Annotated in this window: 27 protein-coding genes, 3 tRNA genes and 1 pseudogene; 19 read left to right on the top strand and 12 right to left on the bottom strand. The window is 46.1% G+C overall.

The genetic code is table 11. The features are described from left to right. Nucleotides 1-5 precede the first annotated feature (5 nt). Complete coding sequence (locus H5715_RS08540) at nt 6-1,460, top strand: DUF1302 family protein (RefSeq protein WP_075185109.1); 1,455 nt, start codon at nt 6-8, stop codon at nt 1,458-1,460. A gap of 98 nt (nt 1,461-1,558) precedes the next feature. Here the strand turns inward: H5715_RS08540 and H5715_RS08535 are convergent, their stop codons facing one another. Then, on the bottom strand, nt 1,559-1,846 hold the full coding sequence (locus H5715_RS08535) for an acyl carrier protein (protein WP_075185110.1): 288 nt from the start codon (nt 1,844-1,846) through the stop codon (nt 1,559-1,561). 285 nt (nt 1,847-2,131) lie between these two features. On the opposite strand from H5715_RS08535, the gene H5715_RS08530 reads away from it, so the two are divergent. Beyond that, on the top strand, nt 2,132-3,064 hold the full coding sequence (locus tag H5715_RS08530; RefSeq protein ID WP_075185111.1) for an IS1595 family transposase: 933 nt from the start codon (nt 2,132-2,134) through the stop codon (nt 3,062-3,064). Between the two features lie 161 nt (nt 3,065-3,225). Here H5715_RS08530 and H5715_RS08525 read toward each other — a convergent pair whose 3' ends face one another. After that, nucleotides 3,226-3,465, bottom strand: coding sequence for a hypothetical protein (locus H5715_RS08525; protein ID WP_139309750.1), 240 nt, complete (start codon nt 3,463-3,465; stop codon nt 3,226-3,228). Between the two features lie 753 nt (nt 3,466-4,218). Between H5715_RS08525 and H5715_RS08520 the strand changes: the two are divergent. The 5 genes and pseudogenes from H5715_RS08520 to H5715_RS08500 all read left to right on the top strand — a co-directional run. Continuing rightward, nucleotides 4,219-4,425 (top strand): annotated as a pseudogene (locus tag H5715_RS08520) (transposase); the annotation flags it as partial. After that, the gene (locus H5715_RS08515; RefSeq protein WP_139309751.1) at nt 4,422-4,775 is read left to right on the top strand and encodes an IS3 family transposase; all 354 of its coding nucleotides are present in this window, start codon (nt 4,422-4,424) and stop codon (nt 4,773-4,775) included. The pseudogene H5715_RS08520 and the gene H5715_RS08515, both read left to right, overlap by 4 nt. A 113-nt stretch (nt 4,776-4,888) precedes the next feature. Beyond that, complete coding sequence (locus tag H5715_RS20535) at nt 4,889-5,101, top strand: DDE-type integrase/transposase/recombinase (RefSeq protein ID WP_425507037.1); 213 nt, start codon at nt 4,889-4,891, stop codon at nt 5,099-5,101. Then, nucleotides 5,101-5,286 (top strand): IS3 family transposase, encoded by a 186-nt coding sequence (locus tag H5715_RS08505; RefSeq protein ID WP_139309753.1) that lies wholly within the window; start codon nt 5,101-5,103, stop codon nt 5,284-5,286. Before H5715_RS20535 ends, H5715_RS08505 begins: the two co-directional genes overlap by 1 nt. A gap of 159 nt (nt 5,287-5,445) precedes the next feature. Next, nucleotides 5,446-6,030 (top strand): YdeI/OmpD-associated family protein, encoded by a 585-nt coding sequence (locus H5715_RS08500; RefSeq protein WP_075185115.1) that lies wholly within the window; start codon nt 5,446-5,448, stop codon nt 6,028-6,030. A 576-nt stretch (nt 6,031-6,606) separates the two neighbouring features. Here the strand turns inward: H5715_RS08500 and H5715_RS08495 are convergent. The 10 genes from H5715_RS08495 to H5715_RS08450 all read right to left on the bottom strand — a co-directional run bounded on the left by H5715_RS08495 (nt 6,607) and on the right by H5715_RS08450 (nt 14,516). Continuing rightward, the gene (locus H5715_RS08495; RefSeq protein ID WP_075185117.1) at nt 6,607-6,855 is read right to left on the bottom strand and encodes a hypothetical protein; all 249 of its coding nucleotides are present in this window, start codon (nt 6,853-6,855) and stop codon (nt 6,607-6,609) included. Between the two features lie 28 nt (nt 6,856-6,883). Then, a complete protein-coding gene (locus tag H5715_RS08490) occupies nt 6,884-7,249 on the bottom strand; it encodes a hypothetical protein (RefSeq protein ID WP_075185118.1) in 366 nt (121 codons plus the stop codon). 149 nt (nt 7,250-7,398) lie between these two features. Further along, on the bottom strand, nt 7,399-7,719 hold the full coding sequence (locus tag H5715_RS08485; RefSeq protein WP_075185119.1) for a hypothetical protein: 321 nt from the start codon (nt 7,717-7,719) through the stop codon (nt 7,399-7,401). Further along, nucleotides 7,716-8,378, bottom strand: coding sequence for a L,D-transpeptidase (locus H5715_RS08480; protein ID WP_083607971.1), 663 nt, complete (start codon nt 8,376-8,378; stop codon nt 7,716-7,718). The genes H5715_RS08485 and H5715_RS08480 overlap by 4 nt, the downstream gene beginning before the upstream one ends. Before the next feature lie 15 nt (nt 8,379-8,393). Further along, nucleotides 8,394-8,870 carry a L,D-transpeptidase family protein gene (locus H5715_RS08475; protein WP_075185120.1) on the bottom strand — a complete coding sequence of 159 codons (477 nt, stop codon included), beginning with the start codon at nt 8,868-8,870 and terminating at the stop codon, nt 8,394-8,396. A 25-nt stretch (nt 8,871-8,895) separates the two neighbouring features. After that, nucleotides 8,896-9,222, bottom strand: a complete 327-nt coding sequence (locus tag H5715_RS08470) for a hypothetical protein (RefSeq protein WP_083607972.1) — start codon at nt 9,220-9,222, stop codon at nt 8,896-8,898. A gap of 831 nt (nt 9,223-10,053) precedes the next feature. Further along, nucleotides 10,054-10,129, bottom strand: a tRNA-Asn gene (locus H5715_RS08465). A 105-nt stretch (nt 10,130-10,234) separates the two neighbouring features. Then, a tRNA-Val gene (locus H5715_RS08460) sits at nt 10,235-10,311 on the bottom strand. 219 nt (nt 10,312-10,530) lie between these two features. Next, nucleotides 10,531-13,044, bottom strand: coding sequence for an SLBB domain-containing protein (locus tag H5715_RS08455; protein ID WP_083607973.1), 2,514 nt, complete (start codon nt 13,042-13,044; stop codon nt 10,531-10,533). A 53-nt stretch (nt 13,045-13,097) separates the two neighbouring features. Continuing rightward, a complete protein-coding gene (locus H5715_RS08450) occupies nt 13,098-14,516 on the bottom strand; it encodes a capsule assembly Wzi family protein (RefSeq protein WP_083607974.1) in 1,419 nt (472 codons plus the stop codon). 139 nt (nt 14,517-14,655) lie between these two features. On the opposite strand from H5715_RS08450, the gene rfbB reads away from it, so the two are divergent. The 12 genes from rfbB (at nt 14,656) to H5715_RS08390 (ending at nt 26,385) form a co-directional block, all read left to right on the top strand. After that, on the top strand, nt 14,656-15,669 hold the full coding sequence (rfbB, locus tag H5715_RS08445; RefSeq protein ID WP_246434744.1) for a dTDP-glucose 4,6-dehydratase: 1,014 nt from the start codon (nt 14,656-14,658) through the stop codon (nt 15,667-15,669). A 122-nt stretch (nt 15,670-15,791) separates the two neighbouring features. Further along, nucleotides 15,792-17,705: a threonine--tRNA ligase gene (thrS, locus tag H5715_RS08440; protein WP_075185123.1), complete on the top strand. Its 1,914-nt coding sequence runs from the start codon at nt 15,792-15,794 to the stop codon at nt 17,703-17,705. Between the two features lie 61 nt (nt 17,706-17,766). Beyond that, on the top strand, nt 17,767-18,309 hold the full coding sequence (infC, locus tag H5715_RS08435) for a translation initiation factor IF-3 (RefSeq protein WP_075185124.1): 543 nt from the start codon (nt 17,767-17,769) through the stop codon (nt 18,307-18,309). A 215-nt stretch (nt 18,310-18,524) separates the two neighbouring features. Further along, nucleotides 18,525-18,719 carry a 50S ribosomal protein L35 gene (gene rpmI / locus H5715_RS08430; protein ID WP_075185125.1) on the top strand — a complete coding sequence of 65 codons (195 nt, stop codon included), beginning with the start codon at nt 18,525-18,527 and terminating at the stop codon, nt 18,717-18,719. A gap of 35 nt (nt 18,720-18,754) precedes the next feature. Further along, the gene (gene rplT, locus H5715_RS08425) at nt 18,755-19,114 is read left to right on the top strand and encodes a 50S ribosomal protein L20 (protein WP_075185126.1); all 360 of its coding nucleotides are present in this window, start codon (nt 18,755-18,757) and stop codon (nt 19,112-19,114) included. Nucleotides 19,115-19,291: 177 nt separating this feature from the next. After that, complete coding sequence (pheS, locus tag H5715_RS08420; RefSeq protein ID WP_075185127.1) at nt 19,292-20,305, top strand: phenylalanine--tRNA ligase subunit alpha; 1,014 nt, start codon at nt 19,292-19,294, stop codon at nt 20,303-20,305. 111 nt (nt 20,306-20,416) lie between these two features. Continuing rightward, complete coding sequence (pheT, locus tag H5715_RS08415; RefSeq protein ID WP_075185351.1) at nt 20,417-22,810, top strand: phenylalanine--tRNA ligase subunit beta; 2,394 nt, start codon at nt 20,417-20,419, stop codon at nt 22,808-22,810. After that, the gene (gene ihfA / locus H5715_RS08410) at nt 22,794-23,117 is read left to right on the top strand and encodes an integration host factor subunit alpha (RefSeq protein WP_075185128.1); all 324 of its coding nucleotides are present in this window, start codon (nt 22,794-22,796) and stop codon (nt 23,115-23,117) included. The genes pheT and ihfA overlap by 17 nt, the downstream gene beginning before the upstream one ends. Then, nucleotides 23,101-23,457 carry a MerR family transcriptional regulator gene (locus H5715_RS08405; RefSeq protein WP_075185129.1) on the top strand — a complete coding sequence of 119 codons (357 nt, stop codon included), beginning with the start codon at nt 23,101-23,103 and terminating at the stop codon, nt 23,455-23,457. Before ihfA ends, H5715_RS08405 begins: the two co-directional genes overlap by 17 nt. Nucleotides 23,458-23,595: 138 nt before the next feature. Next, nucleotides 23,596-23,672, top strand: a tRNA-Pro gene (locus H5715_RS08400). 930 nt (nt 23,673-24,602) lie between these two features. Beyond that, nucleotides 24,603-25,034 (top strand): GNAT family N-acetyltransferase, encoded by a 432-nt coding sequence (locus H5715_RS08395; protein ID WP_075185130.1) that lies wholly within the window; start codon nt 24,603-24,605, stop codon nt 25,032-25,034. 775 nt (nt 25,035-25,809) lie between these two features. Beyond that, entirely contained in the window at nt 25,810-26,385 is a 576-nt protein-coding gene (locus tag H5715_RS08390; protein ID WP_075185132.1) for a YdeI/OmpD-associated family protein, read from the top strand. Nucleotides 26,386-26,394: the final 9 nt, after the last annotated feature.

Genomic DNA, 26,394 nt, shown 5'->3' with positions numbered 1-26,394 from the left:
TAGCGATGAGAAACTCGCTTATACTGATCGTGTTTAGCTTGCTGCTGGTGTCTCTTGACACCGCAGCACAGCCCGAAGACACACTGACCACTCAAGATGATTCAGAAGCATCCACGGAAGAGTTTGTAGAACAACCGTTTGATATGGAGGGGTCATTTTTTATCGATGATGATTCCACCGAGATTGACGAGGGTGATGATATAACCAACAGTTTCACTTCGTTAAGGCAACACCCACTTTTGTCATCCGCATATTTTACCCTGCGCTACGAACTGGCTTATGGTATCGACGAGCCGAATGCACTTGTAATCAATCGCCCATCTCTACGAATGCAATGGGAGCAAAGCAAAGGCAATTTTTTTGTGCGCTTCGACGGCAAAACCGACAAAGATTTCGTTTATAACAGCAACGATTACCCAGACGAGGTTAGAGAAAGATACAACCACCAAAGCGAAGTGCGAGAATTCTACATTCAAGCCAGTAAAGGGCCATTTAGCGCTAAACTGGGCCGCCAGCTTGTTGTATGGGGAAAAGCCGACGGCGGAATAGTGACTGATATTATGAGCCCACGAGACTTGACCGAGCTGGTGTTTACCTCTGTGGAGGATGCTAGAATTGGCCAGGATATGTTTGTGGCTGATGCTTATTACCAGAATATGGCTACACAAGCACAGCATAGATGGTCGCTGATCGTAACACCTTATATCAAGGTGAATGACCTGGCATTGCCGGGTCACCCCTATGCTCCAGCAGATTCATTTCCTCCATCAACACCACCAAATCCGCCAAGCATTATAGACGACCGTCCAGGAACATCATGGGATAGCCCCGAAGTTGGAGCGCGGTGGAGCATTACGGTTGGCAAGTTGGACTGGTCAATGATGGTAGCTGACGTACATGATAACAATCCGGTGTTTACCATGGAAAATCCATCTTCAAACCAGGAGACACTTTATGCAAAGTATCCTCGCTATCAAATGCTTGGACTTGGTTTCAACCGTGCGCAGGGGGGGGTCGTCTGGAAAGGGGAAGTTGCTTTTAAACATAACAAACAGTTTAATCTGGTAAACCCACTAAACACCGAGCGCTACGAGATCCTCGATAGCGTATTTGGTTTTGAGTACAACGCTAACGGGCTTTATAGCTTAAGTCTTGAGCTAAGCAACCAACATGTGATGGATTGGAATACCAAACTTCTTAACACTCGCAGACATGAGACTGTTGCATATCTAATCTGGAACAAACCCTGGAGAAATGAAACACTCACGACTCAATATACAGCCAGCGCGCAACTTCAAGACAACGAATCTTTTCATCGTTTTGAAGTGCAATACGATATCACTGATCAATGGTCCGCTGAATTTCAGGTGGACTATTTCGATAGCAGACTTCAGGATTCTTTGTTTGGACAGTTGCAGGATAAGCACAGAGTGTCAGTCCAAATTGATTTTAACTTTTGATGCAGACGATTATAGAGTCAAAGGCCGCCACAAAAATCTACAACTTTCGCTAAGCCACAACAACATTCAACTTATTGCTTTTTATGGCTTCGCGTCTTTTACGCCTCTTCGCATACTTCGCATGCCTTTTTCTGAATAACAAAAATTAACTCAGCAATATCATCTACCCTGTTAACACTGCAAAAATTATTCAATGGCACCCCGATTTTCAGGTTTTCCATCATAGTTGTCACAATCTCTGCATAGTCAATCGAGTTAATGCCTAGGTCTACGAGGTAACTTTCTTTAAAAACTTTTCCTGCTTGATCAATAGTCTCTAAAGAATAAGGCGACATCCGTAGAATAGTAGCGTGAAGTAGCTCAATTATTTCATCTATCTGTTTCATGTTTCGTTGCGCTTTCTTCGGCTTGGTTTGACAAATATTTTTAATCAATTCTGTGAGACTTTCTTATTGTCTCGTGGATAAAAATCTGAAGTGAATCATAGTTGGTATTATCCTGTAAAATGATATCGCATTAACTACTCCGGCGTTTTATGTTCTAAAAGTTTGTTAAAAAGTATGAGTATCGCGCTTTTCGATTTCCTAAATAATTCCTAATTAGGTCTATATCTAAGCCGTACTGTACTGTATATTAAGCCAGTATTGTTAAGAGAAATCAAAGGCTTAGTCATGGCGCAAAATACAGTTCAATTTCAGAAAGGTATGAGTTTACCGGAATTCATGGGGCTTTATGGTACGGAAGAGCAATGTTTTGAGGCTTTATTTAACTGGCGCTGGCCAAACGGATTTTTTTGTCCAGAGTGTGGCTGTACTGAAAGCTGCCGCTTAAGTACAAGAAAACTTCAGCAATGCAATAAGTGCCATCATCAAACGTCAATAACCGCCGGTACGATATTTCAAGCCACAAAGCTTCCTTTACGAATGTGGTTTTTGGGTATGTATTTTATTACTCAAGACAAAAAGGGTGTTTCGGCGCTTGAACTCATGAGGCGACTGGGTATTGGCTATAAATCAGCGTGGCGAATGAAGCAGAAGCTTATGCAGGTAATGCTGGAAAGGGACAACGACAAGCCGCTATCGGGGTTTATTGAGCTCGATGACGCGTACCTTGGCGGAGAACGTCGTGGAGGTAAGGTTGGGCGTGGATCTGAAAATAAAACGCCGTTTGTCGCGGCAGTACAGACCACAAAGCAGGGGCAGCCAGAGGCTATAAAGCTTCAGATTGTTGATGGTTTTCGAAGTAGGACTATTTCCAAGTGGGCAAGCAAAGCAATAAAAGCCGGTAGCACAATCGTTTCTGACGGCTTGCAATGCTTTAACGCTGTAACCGAAGCTGGTTGTGAGCACGACAAAATTGTTTGCGGTGGAGGAAAAGCGTCTGTTGAAGAAATCGAGTTTTATTGGGTGAACACAGTGCTTGGGAACCTGAAAAGTGCATTGCGCAGCACTTATCATTCGATCAGTCCAAAGCACGCACAACGTTACCTGGCAGAATTTCAGTATCGTTTTAACCGCAGATACAATTTGTCTGCCCTAATGCCACGATTGGCCTACGTTTCATTACGAACCCCGCCGATAACAGAAAATATTTTACGATTATAGCCGGCTTAGATATGAACCTAATTAGGAAATAATTTAAAAAACCTCGAAAAAACTACCACACTAAAAATATCATCGATTTTGAATTGAAACGGCACACTTTCCCCGCGATTTTTCGTCTCTACGGAATTTTACGGCAAATCTACTGCCAATACTCATGCTGATTATTCATACGCAGTAAATTGAACACGGTGGCCGTAAACGTTATCACCATATCCACACGATCCAATCCTCAAACCATCATTCGAAGTAAGCCACCCCTTGTCGGCTCCTACCGTTTTCCGGTGTTCGGCTGGCAATTCCGCCAATAAATAAACCGCTGCGTCTCGCTCCGTGATGCTTTCGGCCTTGATCGTTTTAAATCCCACCATTAAATGATGGCGATTTTCCATGACATGGTGCATACCAAAACCTAGGCGCGCCTTTTTGCCTACTCGAGGGCTTTTTCGACGTGCCCTTGAGCCTGTTTATGAAGGTAGCCGCGTCCACCTTGATTGCGTCGCAACTATTTTCTGCTGGTATGTTTTTGTCATCACTTCATCTATTGCCGGAGAAAAAGCGACAAGCTTACCTTCATCTTACCGCTTTGCCTACAACATCAAATGATGCACTTCAGAGTTAAATCTACGCCCCCCTACACTCGAAGTCAATCCGATTCATCTAATGCTGTCAATTTCTCTAGTTTCTTTGAAATGGCGTAGAATTTTCTTTTTTTGGTGAAACCAAATTTACATTTCACGTTTGCTTTTTTAAAAATCATATCTATCAATAATTTTGACGTATCGTTAATTCGTTTGTCATCGTTTTCCACGCAAGCCGAAGTGTTAGTCTTTTTGAGCTTTTAATTCTTTCGCTAACACTAGAATTCGTAACACGGTTTTTGTCCATCCCCAAAAATTGGTTTGCGAGTATTCTACCCCAATTTGATCAGTGAGATATAAGCCTATTATGAGAATGGCTTTCATTTGTTTATCAACCTGTTTGCCAAAAAATTGTCCAAACCAGAGGCGTTAGATGCCAAAAAGCCCGAAGGGCGTATTTTTCCAATAAGCAAATTTCGCTTCACAAATAACGCGACCAAGTTACCCACGATTCGAAAAGAGGCAGTGAAGCGATCCGCAAAGGCCGGAGTCACGCAGGCGTAACTTGCAAAAGAGCTTGGGGTAAGTGTGCAGCAAATAGCAAACTGGAAGCGTCAGTTCACTCGTCTTTCTGATAAGCAGTTTAATAAAGTTGATGGGGTAGATTATTCCAAACAAGAAAGCGACGAACTAAGACGGCTTCGCCGTGAAAATAAGCGCCTGCAAGAGGAGATGTCTTTTCTACAAAAGGCTACTGCGTACTTCGCGAAGCACCACGAATGAAGTACGCAATTATTTTAGAGCACGTTGGGCAATACAGCATCAGCTTGATGCGTGAGGTGCTTGGCGTACATCGTTCAGGCTTTTGCAAATGGCGTGACGCGCCTAAAAGCCAGAGGCAAACTCGGCGCGAAGGTGTCGAAAGCTTTGTTAAGGATACGTTTGCTGAGTTTCAAGCGATGTACGGCGCACCGAGAATTACGAAAGAGCTGAATGCGCTTGGCCACAGATGCTCACTCAACTTTGTCGCAAAAATCATGCGGGAAAACAGGAGAATTGCGCGAAACGGGAAAGCATTTAACTATGGCGGGCATGCGCTAACGATGCACAACGTTTCTGACAACCTCCTATGATGGAACTTCTCGTCTGATCGACCAAATCATAAGTGGGTCAGCGATATCACCTACGTGTGGGTTAAAAAAAGTGGCTCTATTTGGCAACCGTGATGGACTTATAGTCGCGAAAAATTATCGGTTGGACCTTGGATACTCAAATGACAGAGGAGCTGATAACGCGAGCCAAGCAAATGGCTATTGACGCAAGAGGCGTAGCGCCGGGTTTAATCGTGCAGTCATATCGTGGCACTCAATACCGTTCAAATAGCTATGTGAGCTTCCTTGAGAAGCACGGCATCCGGCGGAGCATGAGTCGAAAAGGAAACTGCTGGAAAATGCGGTGATGGAGTCATTCTATGCCCGACTTAAAATTGAATTGATATATGCCAAAAATTATCAGTCGATCGAAGAGACACGATCCGGTATATTTGGCTACATTGAAATATTTTACAACCGCAAAATAAGACGCTCTGCAAGCGACGGGCTTAGTTCCGTTGAGTTTGAGGGAACCGCAGCGATGGCTGCATAAGTTGGGTGTCTACTTTTTGTGGGTAACACCAGCGAATAACGCCAAAAAATGTTATGATAGGGTAGTACTCGATCCGTCTTCAGCCAGCTCTAATTGAAAGTTTACAATTATTGGCCGCTTACAAAACCTAAAAGACAGAAACAATAAAGAATGCAAACAATGTCCGACTTAATTTATTTTAAAGATCAAGATGACTTTTGTGTGTGGCTCGAAAAACATTACGCTAAAATCGATGAGATTTGGGTAGGATACTTTAGAAAAGGTTCTGGAAAAGAAAATCTTACTTGGTCTGAATCGGTGGATGTCGCCCTGTGTTTTGGCTGGATCGACGGCATACGTAAAACCGTCGACGAAGAAAGCTATAAAATCCGCTTTACGCCTCGTAAGATGAATAGCGTATGGAGCGCAGTAAACGTAAAGAAAGTTGAGCAGTTAATCACTGACAAAAGAATGAGACCAGAGGGGCTCAAGCTTTTTAAAAATCGCAGCGACAAGGAAGGGTATTCCAGTGATAAACGCAACATCAAGCTGGACAAAGCCTATGAAAAGCAAGTTAAAGCCAACGAACAAGCCTGGGAATACTTTAGTAATTTGGCACCATCGTACAAAAGAGATTCGATATGGTGGGTGATGAGTGCGAAGAAAGAGGAAACGCGCCTAAGGCGACTTGAAGTTTTGATCGAATCCTGTGAGGAAGGATTGAAAATCCCCATGCTGCGACAAAACAAGCCTGCAAAAAAATAGGCGTATACTCAAGGGCAGAGGGAAAAAGGGACGAGGGGGATAGGACCTATTTGCCAGACAAATAGTTGCGACGGATCTCTTTCTGCTAATCCTCGTAGCCATTTTCTAGCAGGGCTCTTACCCCTTTTGAGTCGCTTGTATTTTCTTGAGGCCCATTTCACCAGAATTTCATTTAGGTGAGATAGAACCCTTTTCGCCGCACTGGGAAAGAAGGTACCGTACGCCACTATGCGCCCCCCCCGGCCACGCCCGGGGGTCTGCCACGCGGCGAGCGTCGCCGAAGGCAATGCGGAATCGACGAGCCGTATCACGGCTATCTCTAAACATAATGTCAGATTACTACCGGCAAATCCGACATTATGTTTAGAGATAGCCTGGGAAGCAAAAGCTCAGCAACAAAGCGTTGAAATAAGCACACTTAAAAAGGAGCTAGACGTAAAAAATCGTGTGTTTGAGAAACTTTGTGTCAGCTAGTCCATTCGTTGAAAGGCTTATGGCGTCTGGCCTTTAGAGAGTTAGTGGACTTTTCGAGGGATGACCACAATACCCCTATTTCTGTGTGATCTTGCTCAATTTTTATGTTCCCCAGTTTTTCTTCAGCAGACGATCATAGGCTGCACTCAACTGTAGAGCTTCTTTTCGACCTGCAATATCTTCATTGTATTTATTTGCGTGTATTTTGTTACGAGTGTTTCTGATTGAATCAATAACTATGGCTTCATTTGCGTTTAATAATTTAACTGCTTTAGCTTTTTCTATCAATGAGTTAAAGTTTCTGTTGCCAAACTTATCAAACAACAACCCTTCAATTACCGCTCCAACCATGATGCAATATGATATCCAGGATTGAGTTTCAAATGCGTGTTCCGCCTCTTCGGAAAAAAGAGATAGTCTCATTTTTAAGTTTGCGCGGATTGACATGAGGGAATAGCAATTTATAGTCACAAATACCATTGTGATAAACCGTGAGCGTTCCCTCGTCTGACGCACCAAACATGCTATTTGATTTTTCTGTGATAACTTTATCTTTGTCAATATTATAACGCATAGGAATATATCCGGCAGGGACATGAATAGAGTTTTTCATGTCAAGGCGTGAGTCAATGATTGCGTATGCAGGTAGTGTTGGAGTGTGATAAATGGCCTTAGCCACTTCAGAAAATGGATCTGAAGGCGACGAATAAATCGGATTTTCTAATTGAAATATTGTTACTTTCATGAGGGCAATTAAATTTTCTTGAGTGTATCTATACGGTAAGTTGTTCCGCACATACAGAATCTTTCGTATCGATATACAGGCGTGTGTGACTCATTTAGTCTATCGATAGATTTTTGTAAATGGTATTGTATTTGATTCTTTCAATTAATTTAATTATGACAGCCATTTGCAAATGTTTCAATGGCGCTTGAGTAGTCGCTATCAATAACCAATTTAGCGATCATTGTTTGATCGGCATTAATCTGCCAGAATACAGAATATTTTCCTTGATTCTCTTGAATCCAGTTATCCGATGTTAGTAGTTCTTCGCAAGGAGCGCTTTTGTTTGAGATTGAGCTTGTTAGTGATATTTCCTTCGAAAGGATATCTTCATTAATGCTTTCTATTTTGTTTTCGTAGTAAATTACTGCTGAAACCACACCTAAAAAAAACGAAATCGTCAAGACTATGATGCCTATGAATATTTTCATAATTTTTCAAGATCCACAAATACGGGAGTGTTCATGGGCGCCCAATCGAAAAGGGTGCAAGCATTGTCTTCTGAGAGTCTTACGCATCCATGTGAGCCTAATTGATTTATGCCGATATCTTTTAATGTGGAAGTCAATCCAACTACATTGGACTGATGAATTGCCTTGCCATCGGACGTAAAGAACATTGCATAATTCATTTGTGCGTCGTAGGTACGGCTTCTGTAAACTTTGTGTTTTCTTGTTATTCTATGAAGAGATGGCCATGTGGCCGTAGGGTGAAGCTTGTCTCCTGACGCGCAGTAAAATTCATGCTCAAGTCTAGGCCCGTTGAGAGCGTAGAGGTTTTGATCATCAAGATCGACGATGATAACTTTGCCAGAAGGTCTAATGCCGCCAAGATACAGAATTGTGTTCCCATTCGGGGATATAATTCCATCTGGTATTTTCATTTTTTGGAAATTTTTCTGAAACAGCTTGATTGCTTCTATTAACTTGCCGATGCATTCGGGATCTCGTTGCTCAGGCACTACCATTTTTGATAGGCACTGCTTGTATTTAAATTGATTTTTCCTCATGGACAGAAGATCAACAATCGTTTTGACGTCAGCAGGTTTGTTATCGCTTTTGAATCCGACTTTATGTGCAATAAATTTCATGGTTATTTCTTTGTGTTAATATATGATTTTTATGTGGGTTCCTATTGCTACAAGTGAAATAAATTCATCCATTTCATTGTTTTTCAGCGCAATGCATCCATCTGTCCAGTTAAACCTTTGTGTGATAGTGGCTAGCCAGCTCAGCCCGTTTTTTTGGCCGTGTACCATAATGAATCCGCCCGGAGGCACACCTTTCGATTTTGCGGATTGAATATCATGTTTATTTGGGTAGCTAATATGCATGGCTTTATAAAATGAAGAATCTTGCTTTATATAATCAAGCAGGTACTCTCCTTCCGGTGTTTTCTGATCGCCTTCTTGTTGTTTGTGACCTTTTGGGTTGGCTCCTAGTGCCACATGGTACTCCTTGACGATTCGGCCATTTTCATAAAGGTACATCCTGTTTTCTGATTTAATGACTTTTACAAGATCGACTACACTATGGGTATCGAGTGAAATAAGCATTATAAAAAAGCAGTGTAGTAATTTCATGATGGCGTATTAGTTTTAGTTGTCATCAGGTATTGTTAGTCACTAATGAAATTGATTCAATAGCGATTTCTGGGATACGGCCACAGTCATTAGCAGCCAATATGTGATCATCATCTTCATGTGCCGCTGGATGAGGAATTAAATCATTAACTCGATAAATCGTAACATCAATATTAAGTGGTTTTTTAACGGAAAGCTGAAATACATACCCTATGTTCGTTTTGCCACCAGTAAGAGCATAGTACTTTGCTCTTGGAAGGTAAGGAGAGGTGGAAATACCTGATGTAGGTATACCAGCCTGTTCCCCTTGGTGCAGAATAACTGTGTTTAGGTCTGATTCGCCGCATTCCATGTCTGACCCGCATATGGAATGCGGGTCTCCACATGCTGCGAAATTTGCAAGCAGTGCATTGCATAATGTTGGAGTGAGCTTACCAGATAATTTCCGATATAGTTGCTCGCTTACTCCTCTATACAGGTACCGCATACGTTCTTTCTTGTGCCTTTGGTATGACTTGTTGATGATCGGCCTATATGCCTCAAAAATTAATCTATTGCTTTTGAGGCACTATGGTATGCGCCCTTGGTCTCGATAAAAAGCTTCTCCAAGTACTGTATACATTAATCCATTATTGCTGTTGTGTCACTTGCAAGTAAAGACAGTTTTAAAGGGTGTTTGTTGGCGCTTCTTAAGAGATTGCAACAGGAGGTAATAGCAATAAAGCAGATGATAAAATGTTGTAAATTCAATCAAGCGTGTCGCGATAGATTTTGGTGATATTTAGGCTGAAATGGCTCGTTGATAAAGATGTATTTTTGCGCCAAAAAAAGTGTGATCCTTACGGCTTTTTAGTCCGAGCCATAATATTAGTGAATCCTGATGCAGGATTAGTGTCGCTGTATTGATAGGCTTGGTATTGCGGTCCCAACAGCGTCATACCGAGATATTGGTGAGATTGACCTGTTTAGATCTTTCCGTGTGGGGAAGGGGCTGGGCCGATTGCAGGTATCGCGTTTCTTTTAAAAAAAGCATCTCAGTCTTGCAATGCCTGTTTGTAGATATTGCGCTGCAAGTTTTTTGGTGGGCTTTTAGGTGCGGGCTAAAAACGGTTGCACAACGGTTGCAGTTTTTCGTTCTGGAGAAATAAAAAAGGCTTACAAAATTGTAAGTCTTTGATTTATTTGGCTCCGCCTGCTGGGCTCGAACCAGCGACCCAATGATTAACAGTCATTTGCTCTACCAACTGAGCTAAGGCGGAGTGGCGTGGGCTATTGCCCGAAAGAGCGCGTATGTTACTGATGTGCTCTTTGTGTGTCAACCCTAAAAAATCAATTTTAACTCTTTGATTTTCTTAAAGTTTGTTTGGTAGGACCAGGCGGATTTGAACCGCCGACCTCTACCATGTCAAGGTAGCGCTCTAACCAACTGAGCTATGGTCCTGTTACACATCTCAACGACAGTTCTGGCCGAAGAGGGCGCGTATTTTATAGGAATTATTTTTAAGCGCAAGTGCTTAAAAAGGGCACCGGTTCATTGGCTTGGCAATTGCCCCAATAAGCTACATCCCTGTACTGATATTGGAACGGGCTTGGCCTTTGATTCCACCCGTCCAGAAACTCCGGTAACGAACGCCCTACAAGCGCCAGAGGCACTTGTTCCTTACAGTTTGCCTATCGCCGCTATACCCAACGCCGCCTGATACATCATTTCGGTTACGCTACTCCATACCGTCAGCTTGTCTACGCGGTCTGTATCAATGGGCACTACAATCGTATCGCCAGGGTCCAATTGTCTGCCCTTGGAGCGGAACCAGGCAGATTTGGTGGGCAGAAAAACACGACCATTCGCTTTAACAATGTAAATACGCTTTTTATCGGCGTTTGGTTTGGTGCCGCCAGAGCGATCGATATAATCGGTGGCTGATAATTTTTGATCGTAAAAATGCGAGGTGGGGAACTGTATTTCGCCTACCACCGTAACGGAAGGTTTAAAGCGGGGTACCCTCAGCATATCGCCACCTTCCAGCTGAAAATCGAGCGTTGCAGGTGTTTTAATAATGGCAGGCAGGTCGATAACCATACGGCCAACGGCTTCAATACGGTCAATGTTTTCTAGAATCTGGTCAGTGTCTTCTGCATCTACAACTTTCTTTTTAATGCTGCTTTCCTGAATGTTCGAGGCGGCAATATCCGCGGCGATAACATCTTTCAGGTCTTCCAGCCGTTCTTGTTCCAGCTTGCGTAACTCCATACGGGAAAAAATAGCGCCTTCCGGGTAGGCGTGCGGCGTTAGGCCTCCGGCTCTGTGTAAAACGTCCATCAGTGTTTCGCCGGGGAGAATGGAGTAGCTGCCGGGGTGTACCACTTCGCCCTCAAGTGTGATGGATTCTTTTTGTTGCCAGAGTGGAATTTGTTTTAGGCGCAAGGTGTCGCCGGCCTGCAGTACCGGGTTATCGATCTGCATATCCAGATCGATATGCATCACAATTGTCGAGCGTTCTTCGTTTAGGTCGTAGCGGGTAATTTCGCCGGAAGTGCCCATTGCGCTTTCCGTTAGCCCGCCAGCAAAAAAGATCGCATCCTGCATATCCATATTGCGTGCGAGCGGGTAGGTGCCAGGGAAACGTACACTACCGGTAATGCTAATAATCTGGGCGCGTTCAAAAATACTCGCTTGGGTTGCTAAACGTTGAATAATATCGGTTAGTAAGCCGCTTCGATCTGATTCGTAGTTAAATAGTGTGATGGTATCTCTGGATTCCAGCAAAGGATTGTTTTCGCTATTGGGGTTTGCAAAAGCTAAACGAGGGGAGAAGGTAAGGATATCTATTTTACGTGTTTGCTTGTGCTCTCGCTGGATAACGGCGACATCAATATCCGGGTTGGCTAGCAGGTCATCTACGTTGGTGACAATGTCGGTAAAGCGTATATCGGCGCGCCAGGCGAAACCACCGGGGCGTTTTACGTGGCCATCCAGTTTGACGATATCGCGCATGGTGTCGAGTGTAGAGAATATCTGAATGACATCGGCATCTTTTACTTTAAAGCGTTTGCCGTTGGTGGTGGAAAGGTCCAGGTTGACCAGGGTTTTTTCACCGCTCTCGGTGAGAATGCGTTCAATTCTGGATGCGGGAACGTAGGCCGTGGGCAGTAATCCTCCGGCGAGTTTTATCACCTCTTCAACATTCTTTTCGTTGCGCAGCTCGTAAATAGCGGGGCGTTTTACATCTCCGGCGACACCGGCTGTTTTGCCGATGGGGGGCACAAAAATCACATCGCCAGGAAGCAAGCGCGAATCGTTTCGCGTATCGCCTTTCAGTAATAGGTCGTAGAGATCCAGTGTTGTTATCACTTTACCTTGGCGCTTTAGCTGAATATTGCGCAGGGAGCCGATTTTGGTAATGCCGCCAGAGGCAAATATGGCGTTTGTCATTGTCGACAAGGAGCCAACCACATAGGAGCCGGGTATGTTCACATCACCCAATACAAAAATGCGAACGGTGCGCAAGGTGCCCATGGACACTGAGCTTTTCACCCCGATCATTTGCTGGCTGACAATTTCATCAATTTTTTCGCTAACGCGAGAGAAGCTCATGCCAGCCAGCGCTATGGGGCCGATATTGGGGAACATCACCTGTCCATCTCTATCGAGCGTTAGATTGTGGGTAGAATTTTCTTTTCCGTACAGTTGAATAATCAGTGAGTCGCCGGGGCCCATTACGTAGTTGGCGGGAATGGGAATGTTCGATGCCGGTGTAAAGCTATCGGCACCGAATTGAAAAATGTCGTAGCCAAAAAGTTCCAGGTTTTCTTTTAGTGAATCGGTTTCTTTGTCTTCTTCCAGGCTTAAATCGTCTACCGCTTCGCGTGCTGTAATTTCCAGTTCAGATTTATCGGCATCGATTTGTCTGCGGTTTCCCGAAACTTCATCTTGCTCAGGTGTCGCTGCGGTGTCGCTGCTGTTGCCCAGCAAGCCCGTGTAATCGCTTAAATTAATACCCATTGAGCGGGCCAGAGCTTCTTGTTGGGCCGGAGACATACGCTTGAACTGTTCAATTTGCGCGGGTGATGGTGTTTGAGAGTAGCTTGGTGCAGCAACGGCCAGCATCAGTGTAGAGCAGGTCAGTGCCATCAGGCTGCGTAAGCTTGCGCGATAAAACGATCGAATATTCATAAGAAGCGCTGTTAATTCCTGGTTTTGGTTGGTTTGTAACTGTTTTTGTAAATCTAAAATTCAATATTCAGCTGCAGGTATCCGCCGCTGGAAATATTTTCTTCTAAAAAGTTCAGGGGTTTACTCAAATACTGAGCCCCTAGTTCCAATTGCAGGTAAGTTGCAAGAGGTGTTTTAAATACTAGCTCTGCAAAATCGATGTGCTTTTCGCCAGCGCCGTAGATATGGCCGCCGGGGGCCTCGAAGGCGATATTATCGTTGTTTAGTTGCACGTTGCCTAGTCGCCAGCTTATTTGCTGGCCAGAGCTTAGGTAGTGGTCGCCGAGCAGGGCGTTGGAGTATGAGTTGGTATCGATAGAGGTGGCCAGAGGCCGGTCGTAATAGCGGTAGCCTGTTCGATAAAAGTCGTGATCGAATATGGATCTTTCACCGTTGCGCGTATTCTGGCGTTCCAGAGCGAAGCGGCTATTAACACCGAATAACAGCATGCCTGCTTCAACACCGTACAGCTCGGCTTTCTCATTTTTTGCGTTGTTGTTGGTCTCGCGGGTTGCCTTTTGTGAATATAGCGCCGCCTGCAAATTGAAGAGTGTGTGCCCCAGCCGCCAGTCGAATGCACTCATGGTGTTCTTTGGCTTATCGTCCAGCTCGGATTTACCACCGCTGATTCGAGTACGGCTTATACCGAGCTCCAGAAACGTGGTGGGTTTTAGCGTGGCTCTGCCGCCAAATAGTCTTGCATCATCTATATAGCGCTCATCATTTAAATCATTGGCGAATAGGTTTATATCCCAACTGCCCAGCCAGCTGTTTCCGCTACCGTGGGAGCCGGTATCTTTTCTATGTATAAATAGTCCCGGTGAGGGGCGCGCGTTATTGCCTAGAATCATACTGCCCTGCCAGCCCGGCCCCCACCAGCGATCGATGGCGCCAGCCCCCAGCACCCAGTTGCCCCAGGTTGCCGCTATATAAGATCCGTCGTAACGACTGGTGCTGCCCGAGAGGGGGTTATCGGCATAGCTGTGTTGAACTTTCAGGGTGAAGCGATTGCCCGTGTAGCTGCTGGCGATAAGGGCTTCCGATCCTTCGCGAAAATCCGAGTGGAAATTATTCAACGCCGTGCTGCGGTTTTCACTGCCGCGCAATTTTATGACGGTTTCCGAGCTTCGCATGGCGCGCTTAAGGGTGTGCTGCAGGTAGCGGTAAGACCAAAGCTCGGTTTCGTTTAGCTCTTCTACCTTCATTTCTTCTAGGCCGAGCTTAATACCACTCCACATAACGGGCCAGGTGGTAACTGGAATATTGAGCTTTCCCGAATCGGCAAGAATATGTAAGTGGTGGCGGGTGCGTTCATCGCCGGTGGAAACCCAGGGTTCAGAAGAGGCGAAATGAGGGATGAATGCGAGCGTAACGACCATAATTACTGACAAGCAGGCTTTATGCGATGAGCCCATAGAATGTGATCTGTCCATTTATCCCCAGAGATTTGTACAGGAACGCGGAAGAGTCCTGAAGACGCTGCATGTTAAGGCCTTTTATTCTCCAGTCAATGCCCATCGAGTAAACTCATGTAAAATCACATTCTTTTGGGGTTGCGTGAGTTGAGTCGATGTGGAATTGAAAAGTGGTAGGCGGTATCTCGTTACCGGTGGAGCAGGTTTTATCGGCAGTCACCTTATTAAACGGTTGCTGCTGAATTCAGGCAACACCGTGTGCAATATCGATAAGCTCACGTATGCATCGGATTTGAGTCGTTTGGCGGGATTGAATGGCGGCGATTGCTACCAGTTTGTTCAGGCCGATATCGCGGACTCCGCTGCAGTGGCACAGGCTTTACATCACTTTCAGCCCCATATTGTGATTAACCTTGCGGCAGAGTCGCATGTGGATAACAGCATTCAAAGCAGTGAGCAAACGATCGCTACCAATGTTCTTGGTGTTCAAGTATTGCTTGAGGCCAGCCGTAATTACTGGCAAGGGCTGGCGGAAGAACAGAGAAACCAGTTCCGTTTTTATCAGATCTCAACGGATGAAGTGTTTGGCGATTTTAACGATTCCGGTAGCGTAGCCACGGCAGAATCGGCTTACCGCCCCAGCTCTCCCTATTCAGCCTCTAAGGCCGCCGCCGATCATTTGGTGCGAGCCTGGCACCGCACCTATGGCTTGCCGGTATTGATTTCGACGTCCTCTAATAACTTCGGCGCGCACCAGCATTCAGAAAAACTGATCCCTATGGTGATAGAGCGGGCGTTGGCAGGGCAGCCCATTGGCTTGTACGGCGATGGTCAGCAGCAGCGTGACTGGCTATACGTGGAAGACCATGTCGCCGCAATAGAATTGATAGCCGAGAAGGGGCAGCCAGACGATTTTTTTCTGATCAGCGCAGAGACTTTGGTCAGCAATAAGCATCTGGTTGAAACCCTCTGCCTGCTTTTGGACGAGCTTTCACCAAGCGCCAAGTTAAAAAGCTATGCCGAATTAATAAGGCTTGTTACCGATAGGCCTGGTCACGATCGCTGCTATGCGAGCGATGCCAGCAAAGTGAAATCTCTGGGCTGGTTGCCCCAAACGCTGTTGCGGGAGGGCTTGAGAAAAACGGTTCTTTCCTTTCTCGCGGCTCGGTGAATCGTCCTGTGGCGCAACGAATCATACATCTATATAATCTTGCGCCTTATTCTCTTTGGCAATACCCCATTGCTACAAATAATCACGTGGCCTTTGGTAGGGGTCACCACTGAGGACTGAACATGCCTGTTATTACGCTTCCCGATGGTTCAAAACGCGAATTCCCGCAAGCTGTCTCTGTGCTGGATGTTGCCGCCGATATCGGCCCTGGTTTGGCAAAAGCCACACTGGCTGGCCTGGTTGATGGCAAAGAGGTTGATGCCGCATACACAATTAGTGCCGACGCTTCACTGGCGATTGTGACGGAAAAATCACCCGAAGGCTTGGAAGTGATCCGCCACTCTACGGCACATTTGCTGGCGCAGGCGGTAAAAGCATTGTTTCCCGACGCTCAGGTGACCATTGGGCCAGTCATAGAAAACGGCTTTTACTACGATTTTGCCTATTCCCGCGCATTTACGCCGGAAGATCTGGAAGCCATTGAAAAGAAAATGGCCGATCTGTCGAAAGCCGATCTTCCCGTCTCGCGCCGGGTATTACCGCGCGATGAGGCGGTAAATTTCTTCCGCAGTATCGGTGAAGAGTACAAGGCCGAAATTATCGAAAGCATTCCTGCCAACGAAGATCTGTCGTTGTACAAACAGGGTGACTTTGAAGATCTGTGTCGCGGCCCGCACGTGCCTTCTACTGGCAAGCTCAAGTATTTCAAATTAATGAAAGTTGCGGGTGCCTACTGGCGGGGCGATTCCAATAATGAAATGCTCCAGCGTATATACGGTACCGCCTGGTCGAGCAAAAAAGAGCTAAAAGCCTATTTGCATCGCCTGGAAGAGGCCGAAAAGCGCGACCACCGCAAGCTGGGCAAGAAATTCGACCTGTTCCATATTCAGGAAGAAGCTCCCGGCATGGTGTTCTGGCACCCCAAAGGCTGGACGGTGTACACCGAAATCGAAAAGTACATGCGTCAGGTGCAGCGTGAAAATGGTTATCAGGAGATCAAAACACCACTGGTGGTTGATCGCTCCCTGTGGGAAAAATCTGGCCACTGGGACAAGTTTCGCGACGATATGTTTACGGTTGAATCGGAATCTCGCGACTATGCCGTAAAGCCTATGAACTGCCCCTGCCATATTCAAGTGTTTAACCAGGGCTTGAAAAGCCACCGCGATTTGCCTTTGCGCCTAGCTGAGTTTGGTTCCTGTCATCGCAACGAGGCCTCGGGTACCCTGCAAGGCATTATGCGTGTACGCGCCTTTGTTCAGGACGATGCACATATTTTCTGTACTGAAGAAGCCATTCAGGACGAGGTCTCCACCTTTACCGATCTTTTATATGCGGTTTATAAAGATTTCGGTTTTAACGAAGTGATTATTCGTCTCTCTACCCGCCCAGAGCAACGTGTGGGTAGTGACGAGGGTTGGGATAAGGCAGAAAAAGCACTTGAAGACGCGTTGGACGCCAAAGGTCTGGCGTATGAGTTGCTGCCCGGAGAAGGTGCGTTCTATGGGCCGAAAATTGAATTCTCCCTGAAAGACTGCATTGGCCGAGTTTGGCAGTGTGGCACGATTCAGGTAGATTTCTCTATGCCGGGCCGTTTAGATGCCCAGTATGTAGCGGAAGATGGTTCGCGTCAGGTGCCGGTTATGCTGCACCGCGCAATTCTGGGTTCTTTCGAGCGTTTTATCGGGATTTTGATTGAAAACTACGAGGGCGCGTTTCCCGTTTGGTTGGCGCCAGAGCAGGCTGTAGTTCTCAATATTACCGACAATCAGGCAGAATATTCGCAAAAAGTTGAGAAAACCCTACAAAACAAAGGCTTCCGGGTGTTTTCTGACTTGAGAAATGAGAAGATCGGCTTTAAAATCCGCGAGCACACCATCCAGAAGGTTCCCTATCTACTGGTCGTTGGTGACCAGGAAGTTGAAAACGGTACCCTCGCAGTAAGAACACGCGAAGGTAAAGACTTGGGGACACACTCCATAGATGACTTTGCTACACTCTTGGAAGACCAAGTCTCCAAGCGTGGTAGGGCGTAGTTTACGCCGCAGAAGTTACTGGAACTTGGATATCTTTTAATTAGAAGAGGAGAGATCGGCCATTAATAATCGTGATAATGCCAAAGGGCGTTCAAAAAAAGCAACGATTAACGAACAAATCGAAGCAAAAGAAGTACGTCTTATCGGCGCAGATGGACAACAAGTAGGTATCGTATCAATTTCTGAGGCACTGAGCTCAGCGCAAGCCGCCAGTTTGGATTTGGTGGAAATAGCGCCGGATGCGGAACCAATAGTCTGCAAAATCATGGACTATGGCAAACATCTCTTTGAGATCAAAAAACAGAAAGCCGCTGCCAAAAAGAAGCAAAAACAGCAGCAAGTGAAAGAAATGAAGTTTCGTCCTGGAACAGAAGAGGGCGATTACAACGTTAAATTGCGTAATTTGATGCGATTTATTGAAAACGGCGACAAAGCTAAGGTTTCCTTGCGTTATCGCGGTCGTGAAATGGCTCACCAGGAACTGGGTATGGAGATGATGAAACGCATCGAAGTCGATCTGGAAGAGATGGCAACCGTCGAGCAGTACCCCAAAATGGAAGGCCGACAGCTGATAATGGTTTTAGCACCAAGAAAGCGGAAATAACTTCCGTTTTCTTGAGTGAAGCGTCGCCGGTGGCGGCTTCTAGATGTATGTGAAGCGCTCCGGCGACAAAGAATCTACTGTTTTTGCAATAGCGAAAGCAGTGATAACAGAGTGAGTTCTCGAATTCACTCTAAACGAGCCCTCAGGCTTTTTAGCTGCCTAGTTGGCTCTAAAGTAAAACCCAGGGGCGAAAGCCCAATATTGGAGAAGTAACAATGCCAAAAGCTAAAGTACATAGCGGTGCCGCTAAACGGTTTAAAAAAACCGCAGGTGGCTATAAACGCAAAAGCGCTTACAAGAGCCACATCCTTACCAAAATGACTACCAAGCGTAAGCGTCAGCTGCGCGGTACCAGTATGGTTACTGCTGCTGATACTACTTCGGTAGATCGTATGTTGCGTGCCAAGTAATTTGGCCCCCACTATTTTTTGAATAAGGAATTAATATGGCACGTGTAAAACGTGGAGTAGTGGCACGCCGCAGCCACAAGAAAGTTTTAAAAGCAGCAAAAGGTTATTATGGTGCTCGTTCACGCGTATTCCGCGTAGCGAAACAAGCCGTTATCAAGGCTGGTCAATACGCTTATCGCGACCGTCGCAATAAAAAGCGTAATTTCCGAGCTCTGTGGATCACTCGTATCAACGCCCAGTCTCGTGTTGAAGGCGTAAGCTACAGTCGTCTGATTGCTGGCCTGAAGAAAGCCGATATTACTTTGGACCGTCGCGTATTAGCCGATTTGGCTATCCACGATAAGCCAGCATTTGCCGCTATTGTCAGCAAAGCAAAAGAAGCACTCGCTGCTTGATCAAAATCACAGGGCAACCTGTGATTTTGTAAAACAATCAGAAAGGAAGGGCTTCGGCACTTCCTTTTTTTATTTAATAATAGGGCGCCCACTTTATAAATATAGCGTTCTGTATTCCAGAAGCCTGCATAGCAGGCGCTCTAGCAGAGAGCGAAGCGAACGCTCCGCATTTTAAATATGGAAAACCTAAAAGAATTAACAAACGAAGCAGTTAACCTGGTAAACGAAGCACAAGATCTGGCCTCGCTAGATAGCGTGCGTGTTAATTACCTGGGTAAAAAAGGCCAGTTAACTGGCTTACTGAAAGGCTTGGGTAAATTAACCGCAGAAGAAAGGCCCGCAGCCGGAGCAGAAATTAACAAATCCAAAGCCAGTGTGCAGGAGCAAATCAACCTGCGTAAGCAGACCTTGGAAAACGCGGCTATCGACGCCAAGCTAGCGTCCGAAACAATCGATGTCAGCCTATCCGGTCGTCGAGCTGAACTGGGTGGCTTACACCCTGTTACTCGCACACTGCAGCGAATAGAGAATATTTTTACGGCTGTCGGTTACAAAATCGCAGAAGGGCCAGAAATTGAAGACGATTTCCACAACTTTGAAGCCCTGAATATTCCGTCCCATCACCCGGCCAGGGCGATGCACGATACTTTTTATATCGACGAAACGCATGTACTGCGTACCCACACCTCGCCAGTACAAGTGCGCACCATGCTCACCCAGGAGCCACCGATCCAGGTGATTTGCCCTGGTCGCGTATACCGCTGCGATTCAGATCTAACCCATACCCCGATGTTCCATCAGGTGGAAGGGCTGGTTGTGGATACTGAAATCAGCTTTGCTGACCTGAAAGGTACCGTCGATCAATTTTTAAAATCCTTCTTCGAAGCCGACGTACCCGTACGCTTTCGCCCGTCTTATTTCCCGTTTACAGAACCTTCTGCTGAAGTCGATATTCAGTGCACCAACTGTGGTGGTAAAGGCTGTCGTATCTGTAAAAATACCGGTTGGCTCGAAGTGATGGGCTGCGGCATGGTTCATCCCAACGTCTTTGAATCCTGCAATGTCGATGCAGAAAAGTACACAGGGTTTGCCTTTGGAATGGGCGTAGAACGTTTGGCCATGCTGCGCTATGGCGTAAATGATTTGCGGCTGTTTTTCGAAAACGATCTCGATTTCTTGAAGCAGTTCTAAGGCAGAGCAAAACCTCGCCGGAGCGCCGCCAAAGGCGACTTCCTGGCGATTGCGAAATTGATAAAAAACGAAGCGGGAACGTTGAATCCCGCACCAACAGAGCCTAAAACAATGAAATTCAGTGAATCCTGGTTAAGAACCTGGGTAAATCCTACCGTTAGTACACAAGAACTTATTGACCAGCTCACCATGGCGGGCCTAGAGGTCGACGCCGTAGAAAGTGTTGCCGGTGAGTTTAGCAAAGTCGTGGTGGGAGAAATTCTCGAAGTTGAACAGCACCCAGATGCCGACAAGCTACGTGTATGCCAGGTAGCGGGTTCACCAGAGGGAACCAAGCAAGTTGTCTGCGGTGCGCCTAACGCGCGTGTTGGAATCAAAATTCCCTTCGCATTAGTCGGTGCGAGCTTACCTCCAGGGGACGACGGTAAAGCGTTCAAAATCAAAAAGGCAAAGTTACGCGGTGTTGAATCCATGGGCATGCTCTGTGGCGAAACAGAGCTACAGGTAGGGACCGATGATTCCGGCCTGATGGAGCTCGCAGCCGATGCACCAGTGGGCGTCGATTTTCGTGAATATCTCGACCTGGACGATGCCATTATCGACGTCGACCTCACACCCAATCGCAGTGATTGCCTGAGTCTGAAAGGCTTGGCTCGCGAAGTGGGCGTATTAAACAAAGCTACCGTTAGCGCACCCGACATTAAACCGGTTGCCAGCACTTGCGACGATACCTTCCCCGTAAGCCTGCAGGCGGGCAGTGCCTGTTCGCGCTACGTGGGCCGCGTAATAAAAGGTATTGATATCAGCAAGCCCAGCCCTCAGTGGCTGCAAGAAAGATTGCGCCGCAGCGGCCTCCGCTCTATAGATGCAGTCGTAGACGTAACCAACTACCTGCTGCTAGAGCTGGGCCAGCCCATGCATGCCTTCGACCTAGCCAAACTGGATTCCGGTATTCGCGTTCGCATGGCAGAACAAGGTGAAAAAATTACCTTACTGGACGGTCAGGAAATAGAGCTAAAAGCAGAAACACTGATTATTGCCGACAACAGCGGCCCCCTGGCCATGGCCGGTATTATGGGTGGTGAATCCAGCTCGGTAAGCGACAAAACACAGGACATATTCCTCGAAAGCGCATTCTTTAACCCCATCGCCATTGCCGGCAAAGCTCGCTCATACGGCCTGCACACCGATTCTTCACACCGCTTTGAACGCGGCGTCGACTACGATGGAGCGCAAACCGCAATAGAGCGAGCCACCCAGCTACTGGTCGACATCGTCGGTGGTACACCCGGCCCGGTCGTTTGCGAAGAGCTGGCAGATGAACTGCCCTCGGCGCGAACCGTCACACTGAAAAAGCCGCGCATACAAGCGGGGCTCGGTTTCGCCATCCCCGACGAAGAAGTGGTCGATATTCTTACTCGACTCGGATTGGTCCTACAGAGCGAAATCGACAACAGCTGGGTATTTGAAGTGCCAAGCTACCGCTTCGATATCGCCATCGAAGCCGACCTGCTGGAAGAGTTGGCGCGAATCTACGGATACAACCAACTACCCACCACAAAAATGCGGATTCCGGCAGCACTGCCCAGGCTAGAAGAAAGCCAGTTACCAGAAGACCGTCTGGCGAGACAACTAATCGCCAGAGGCTACCAGGAAGCAATCACCTATAGCTTTATCGACCCGAAACTCCATAAACTTTTTGCCGGTGAGCAGGAACATGCTGCGGTGGAACTACTCAACCCAATCAGTGCCGACATGAGCACCATGCGTACATCCATACTCCCTGGGCTGGTAGACGCGCTACGTAGAAACATTAATCGCCAGCAGAGCCGCGTGCGCCTGTTCGAGAAAGGGTTGCGCTTTATACCAACAGCCAACGGCCTACAGCAAACCCAAGGCTTAGCAGGCCTGATCTACGGCGAGCGTGATGATGCCACCTGGACCGCAAGTAAAGGCGGCGTGGACTTCTACGATATAAAAGGAGACCTAGAGTCGCTGATAAGCCTCTCCGGCCAAACGGCCCGCTTCCAGGCGGCAAAGCACCCTGCATTACATCCTGGCCAGTGCGCAGAAGTATTCTTGGCGGGCGAATCAGCCGGTTACGTGGGGGCTCTTCATCCTCAACTAACCAAGGCACTGGATATAAAACAAAATGTATTCGTATTCGAGCTGGATTTAGATAAGATAGTTGCAGCGACAATCCCGTCGTTCAAATTGTTGTCAAAATTCCCTGAAGTCAGCCGAGATTTAGCTATCCTGGTAGATAGAGACGTCACCTCGGTTGCATTAATGGAAGAAATCCAAGCGAACGCAGGCGATCACCTAAAGAACTTAAAGGTGTTTGACGTATATAGCGGCGAAGGTATTGATCCTAAAAGAAAAAGTGTTGCATTTAACTTGACCTTTCAGCATCCTTCACGCACTCTTAACGAGGACGAAGTTAACAGTCCGGTGGCCGCCATAGTGGAGCGACTAGAGGATAAATTTGATGCAAGTCTCAGGTAACAGCGAAAACGAATCTTTAACCAAAGCCGATTTGGCCGAAAATCTCTACGAAGAGCTTGGTTTTAACAAGCGTGAAGCCAAAGAATTGGTAGAGTTCTTCTTTGAAGAAATTCGCAACGCCCTTGAGCACAACGAACAAGTTAAGCTTTCCGGTTTCGGAAATTTTGATTTACGCGACAAAAAACAGCGACCAGGACGAAACCCCAAAACCGGTGAAGAGATCCCCATCACCGCGAGAAGAGTGGTAACATTTCGCCCAGGTCAGAAACTAAAGGCACGAGTCGAAGCGTATGCTGGAACCGAGTAATAACGACGAATTACCCGTAATCCCAGGCAAACGATACTTCACCATTGGAGAAGTTAGCGAGTTGTGTGCGGTAAAACCGCATGTGCTGCGCTATTGGGAGCAGGAATTTCCCCAGCTGAAACCGGTAAAAAGGCGTGGAAACCGCCGCTACTATCAGCGTGCAGACGTCCTCACCATTCGCCAGATTCGCGCCTTGCTCTACGATCAGGGCTTCACCATAGGCGGCGCCCGTCAGCAAATGACAGCCGAGGTCGACAAGCCTGAAGAAGCCGACATGACGCAAATCGTGCGGGAAATGATCAAAGAGCTGGAAGAGGTATTAGCGGTACTGAAATCCTGATTCAGTCTCGGCTTGCAAGTAAAACAGCATCGTTTAACTAACCGCAAAAGTTACTAAAAACCCTGCTATTTTATCTTGCATAAACCCTCTCAATCCGTATGATGTGCGCCTCGCATCATCAAAGACGCGAAGCAATATCGGAGTGTAGCGCAGCCTGGTAGCGCACCACACTGGGGGTGTGGTGGTCGTCGGTTCAAATCCGGCCACTCCGACCAAATAAACGTTGTAAATCAACGACTTAGAAGCCCGCTACTTAAGCGGGCTTTTTTGTGCCTGCAACTTAAGTCCGTATTAAGTCCATATTTCTCAAAGAATTCCGCCCCCCGTTCTGCGGCTGCGGTGGTTCGTTTTTCGGTGTTTGTTTCGTTCGAAGCCATCCCTATTCATTTGCCCTCCCTAAAACACCTAAATAGGCGTGTATTGCTTCAAATCTGCCCTTAGCTTGCTTGAGCTGACTTTAATGCTTAGTGAGGGGAGTTATCGCGCCATTAGATGGAGGTTGGCGTTGGCCGGTGACAATGTGGTGATGACTGGACAATAATTGACTGGCGCAACTGTTTGCTTTGGCGAGGAACTATGCTGAACAGGTGAAGCGTGTGAGCCTATCGTGGGTTGTACCAAACTATGTTATCGGGTTAGGTTCCTGTTTTGGTCTACGCTTCGTTTTGGGGTGGCTTCGCAAAACTACGCTTCGACCAAAACGCAGCTAACAAAGGCGTTATAATCGGTCGTAGTTGGTTGTACGGTTTTTACGTGTTTCAATTGAGTGCGGGGCTTTGCTGAAATTTTTGTGGAACCACTTTTAAGCTAAAGGGCCGTCTGTTGGCCGCCATAGTTTGAGGTTAAGAGTGTTCGTTCTCGGTGCGAGCTATACCAGCCAAACCAAATTGTTAAAGAACAACAATATAGCTTGGCTTAGTAAATAATTTGTTGGCGGTTGTTTGACTTCGTTTCAACCATCTTTGCGTGGGCTAAGTCAAAATATTGAAGCAGGGCCTTTGATTAAAGTATTGTGGTACTCACTAGAAAGTTCGGTTCCGCTTATAACAAATTAAACATCGTTCCGGCCAAAAGACGGCCTCCACTGGACTCAGCAAGCTGCGCCGTTTAGCAAAACGTTATGTTCTCGGCGCAAGGAGAAGGTTTTGAATTTAATTTGGAAATTTGATGCAAAGGGAATAGATTGGAATCAGGTATCTAATTTATATAAAATTGCTCCTCTTGGTGAAAAGCCTCCCGAAAGGCTTGAAGTTGTTTTCAGCAATAGCATGTATAAGTGTTTTATATTTGATGGTTCTAATCTAGTCGGTGTCGGTAGAGCATTAGCGGATGGGTTTGATTGTTCGTACCTTTGTGATGTGGCGGTACATCCAGATGCTCAAGGCTCAGGGCTAGGTAAAGAAATTATAAATAAACTTGTATCATTATCTAGTGGCCATAAAAAAATAATCTTGTATGCGAATATAGGCAAGGAAGGTTTCTATAGAAAACTAGGTTTCAAGAGCATGAATACAGCTATGGCTATATTTGAAGATGAAACTTTTGCTCTTGAAGTTGGGCTGGTCAATGAAATATAACAAGTCAAAGCGCGCGGATTTGTAAATGCTGTCACTTTTTTGAAAAAACACCCAAAAAAAACCGCCAACATCACCAAACTGGTGTTTGAGGCGTTAAAATGTCTACAAATTACTAAAGGACAGTGAAAAAATGGAAGATTTATATTTTTCACCAGAAGACCTATTTAGGCTTGTTAATTCAACCGGCCCCAGGTTTTAAAATGTAAGAAGCCCCCAGCGATATTGATACCATCGAACTAAACGGGATTCTTATGGTGATTTCAAACGGTAAAGGAGTGTCTCTTTCACAAAAAACCAGAATAGAGAAAACACCTATGTGTGGCTGGGTGTAAAACTTTCTAGAGGCACGCCAATGCCTCAGGGCTTGAGGTTGATTAATGACCGCGAAGGACATTCTCAGATGATGAATCGGCTGATGCAGGAAATTATTGCCTATAAGTGTCTAGTTTTATGGCAAGGTTAAAGAGGTAGCATTGCTTCGCGGGTGAGCAAGGCGTTATGTGTATTCGCACTTAAGGATTAATGCATTGTGTTTTACATCGTAGGAATTTTATTTTTCTTGTGGGTCATATTTTTCAACGGCGCAGAAAAGCTTACTAATACTCTAGTCGGCTATTTTGAGTTTGGCCCTGCAGTAGACAACCCTCAATATATGCGTATTCTTTCTTGGGTTGCCTTAATTTTTATTGTCATTTCAATAATTGCCGAGTAACTTAAAAATTAATACTGCAATACACGCATAATAATATTGTTATATCTAAGAGCATCGAACCTTATGCCTAAATCCAATCCGGCGAAAATCATGTCCTTTGCATCGCCGAAATATCTTAGCTGGTGGCTCAAAGATAATCACGCCATAGAAAGTGAACTGTGGGTGAAGATATTCAAGAAAAAATCTGGGATTCAGAGCGTGACTTGGGATGATGTCGTAATTGAGATTCTGTGCTGGGGCTGGATCGATGGCGTCAAGAAATCGCTCGACGATAAAGCCTATCTCCAGCGGGTCACTCCAAGGAAAGCGCGGAGCAAGTGGTCTAAAAGAAACACTGAGCATGTCGAGCGTTTAATAAGCGAAGATCGAATGAAAGAGCCAGGGCTCGTGCACGTTCGTGCTGCGAAGGCAGACGGCAGGTGGGAGAACGCCTATACGATAAGTGAAATGAAAGTACCTGAGGATTTCCTATTAGCTCTAGAGACTAAACCGAAGGCGAAACAGTTTTTCGAGACACTCGCTAAATCGAGTCGCGCTATTATTGCACACGGATTAATAAGTGCGAAGAAACCCGAAACTAGAGCGAGGCGATTTGAAAAGTTCGTAGACATGCTTGCCAGTGATGAAAAGCCGACTTAGGTATCAAGA

This window comes from Teredinibacter haidensis, assembly GCF_014211975.1.
GTDB lineage: Bacteria > Pseudomonadota > Gammaproteobacteria > Pseudomonadales > Cellvibrionaceae > Teredinibacter > Teredinibacter haidensis.
Note: the sequence above shows the minus strand (reverse complement) of the source record. Positions and strands in the feature narration are given on the sequence as shown.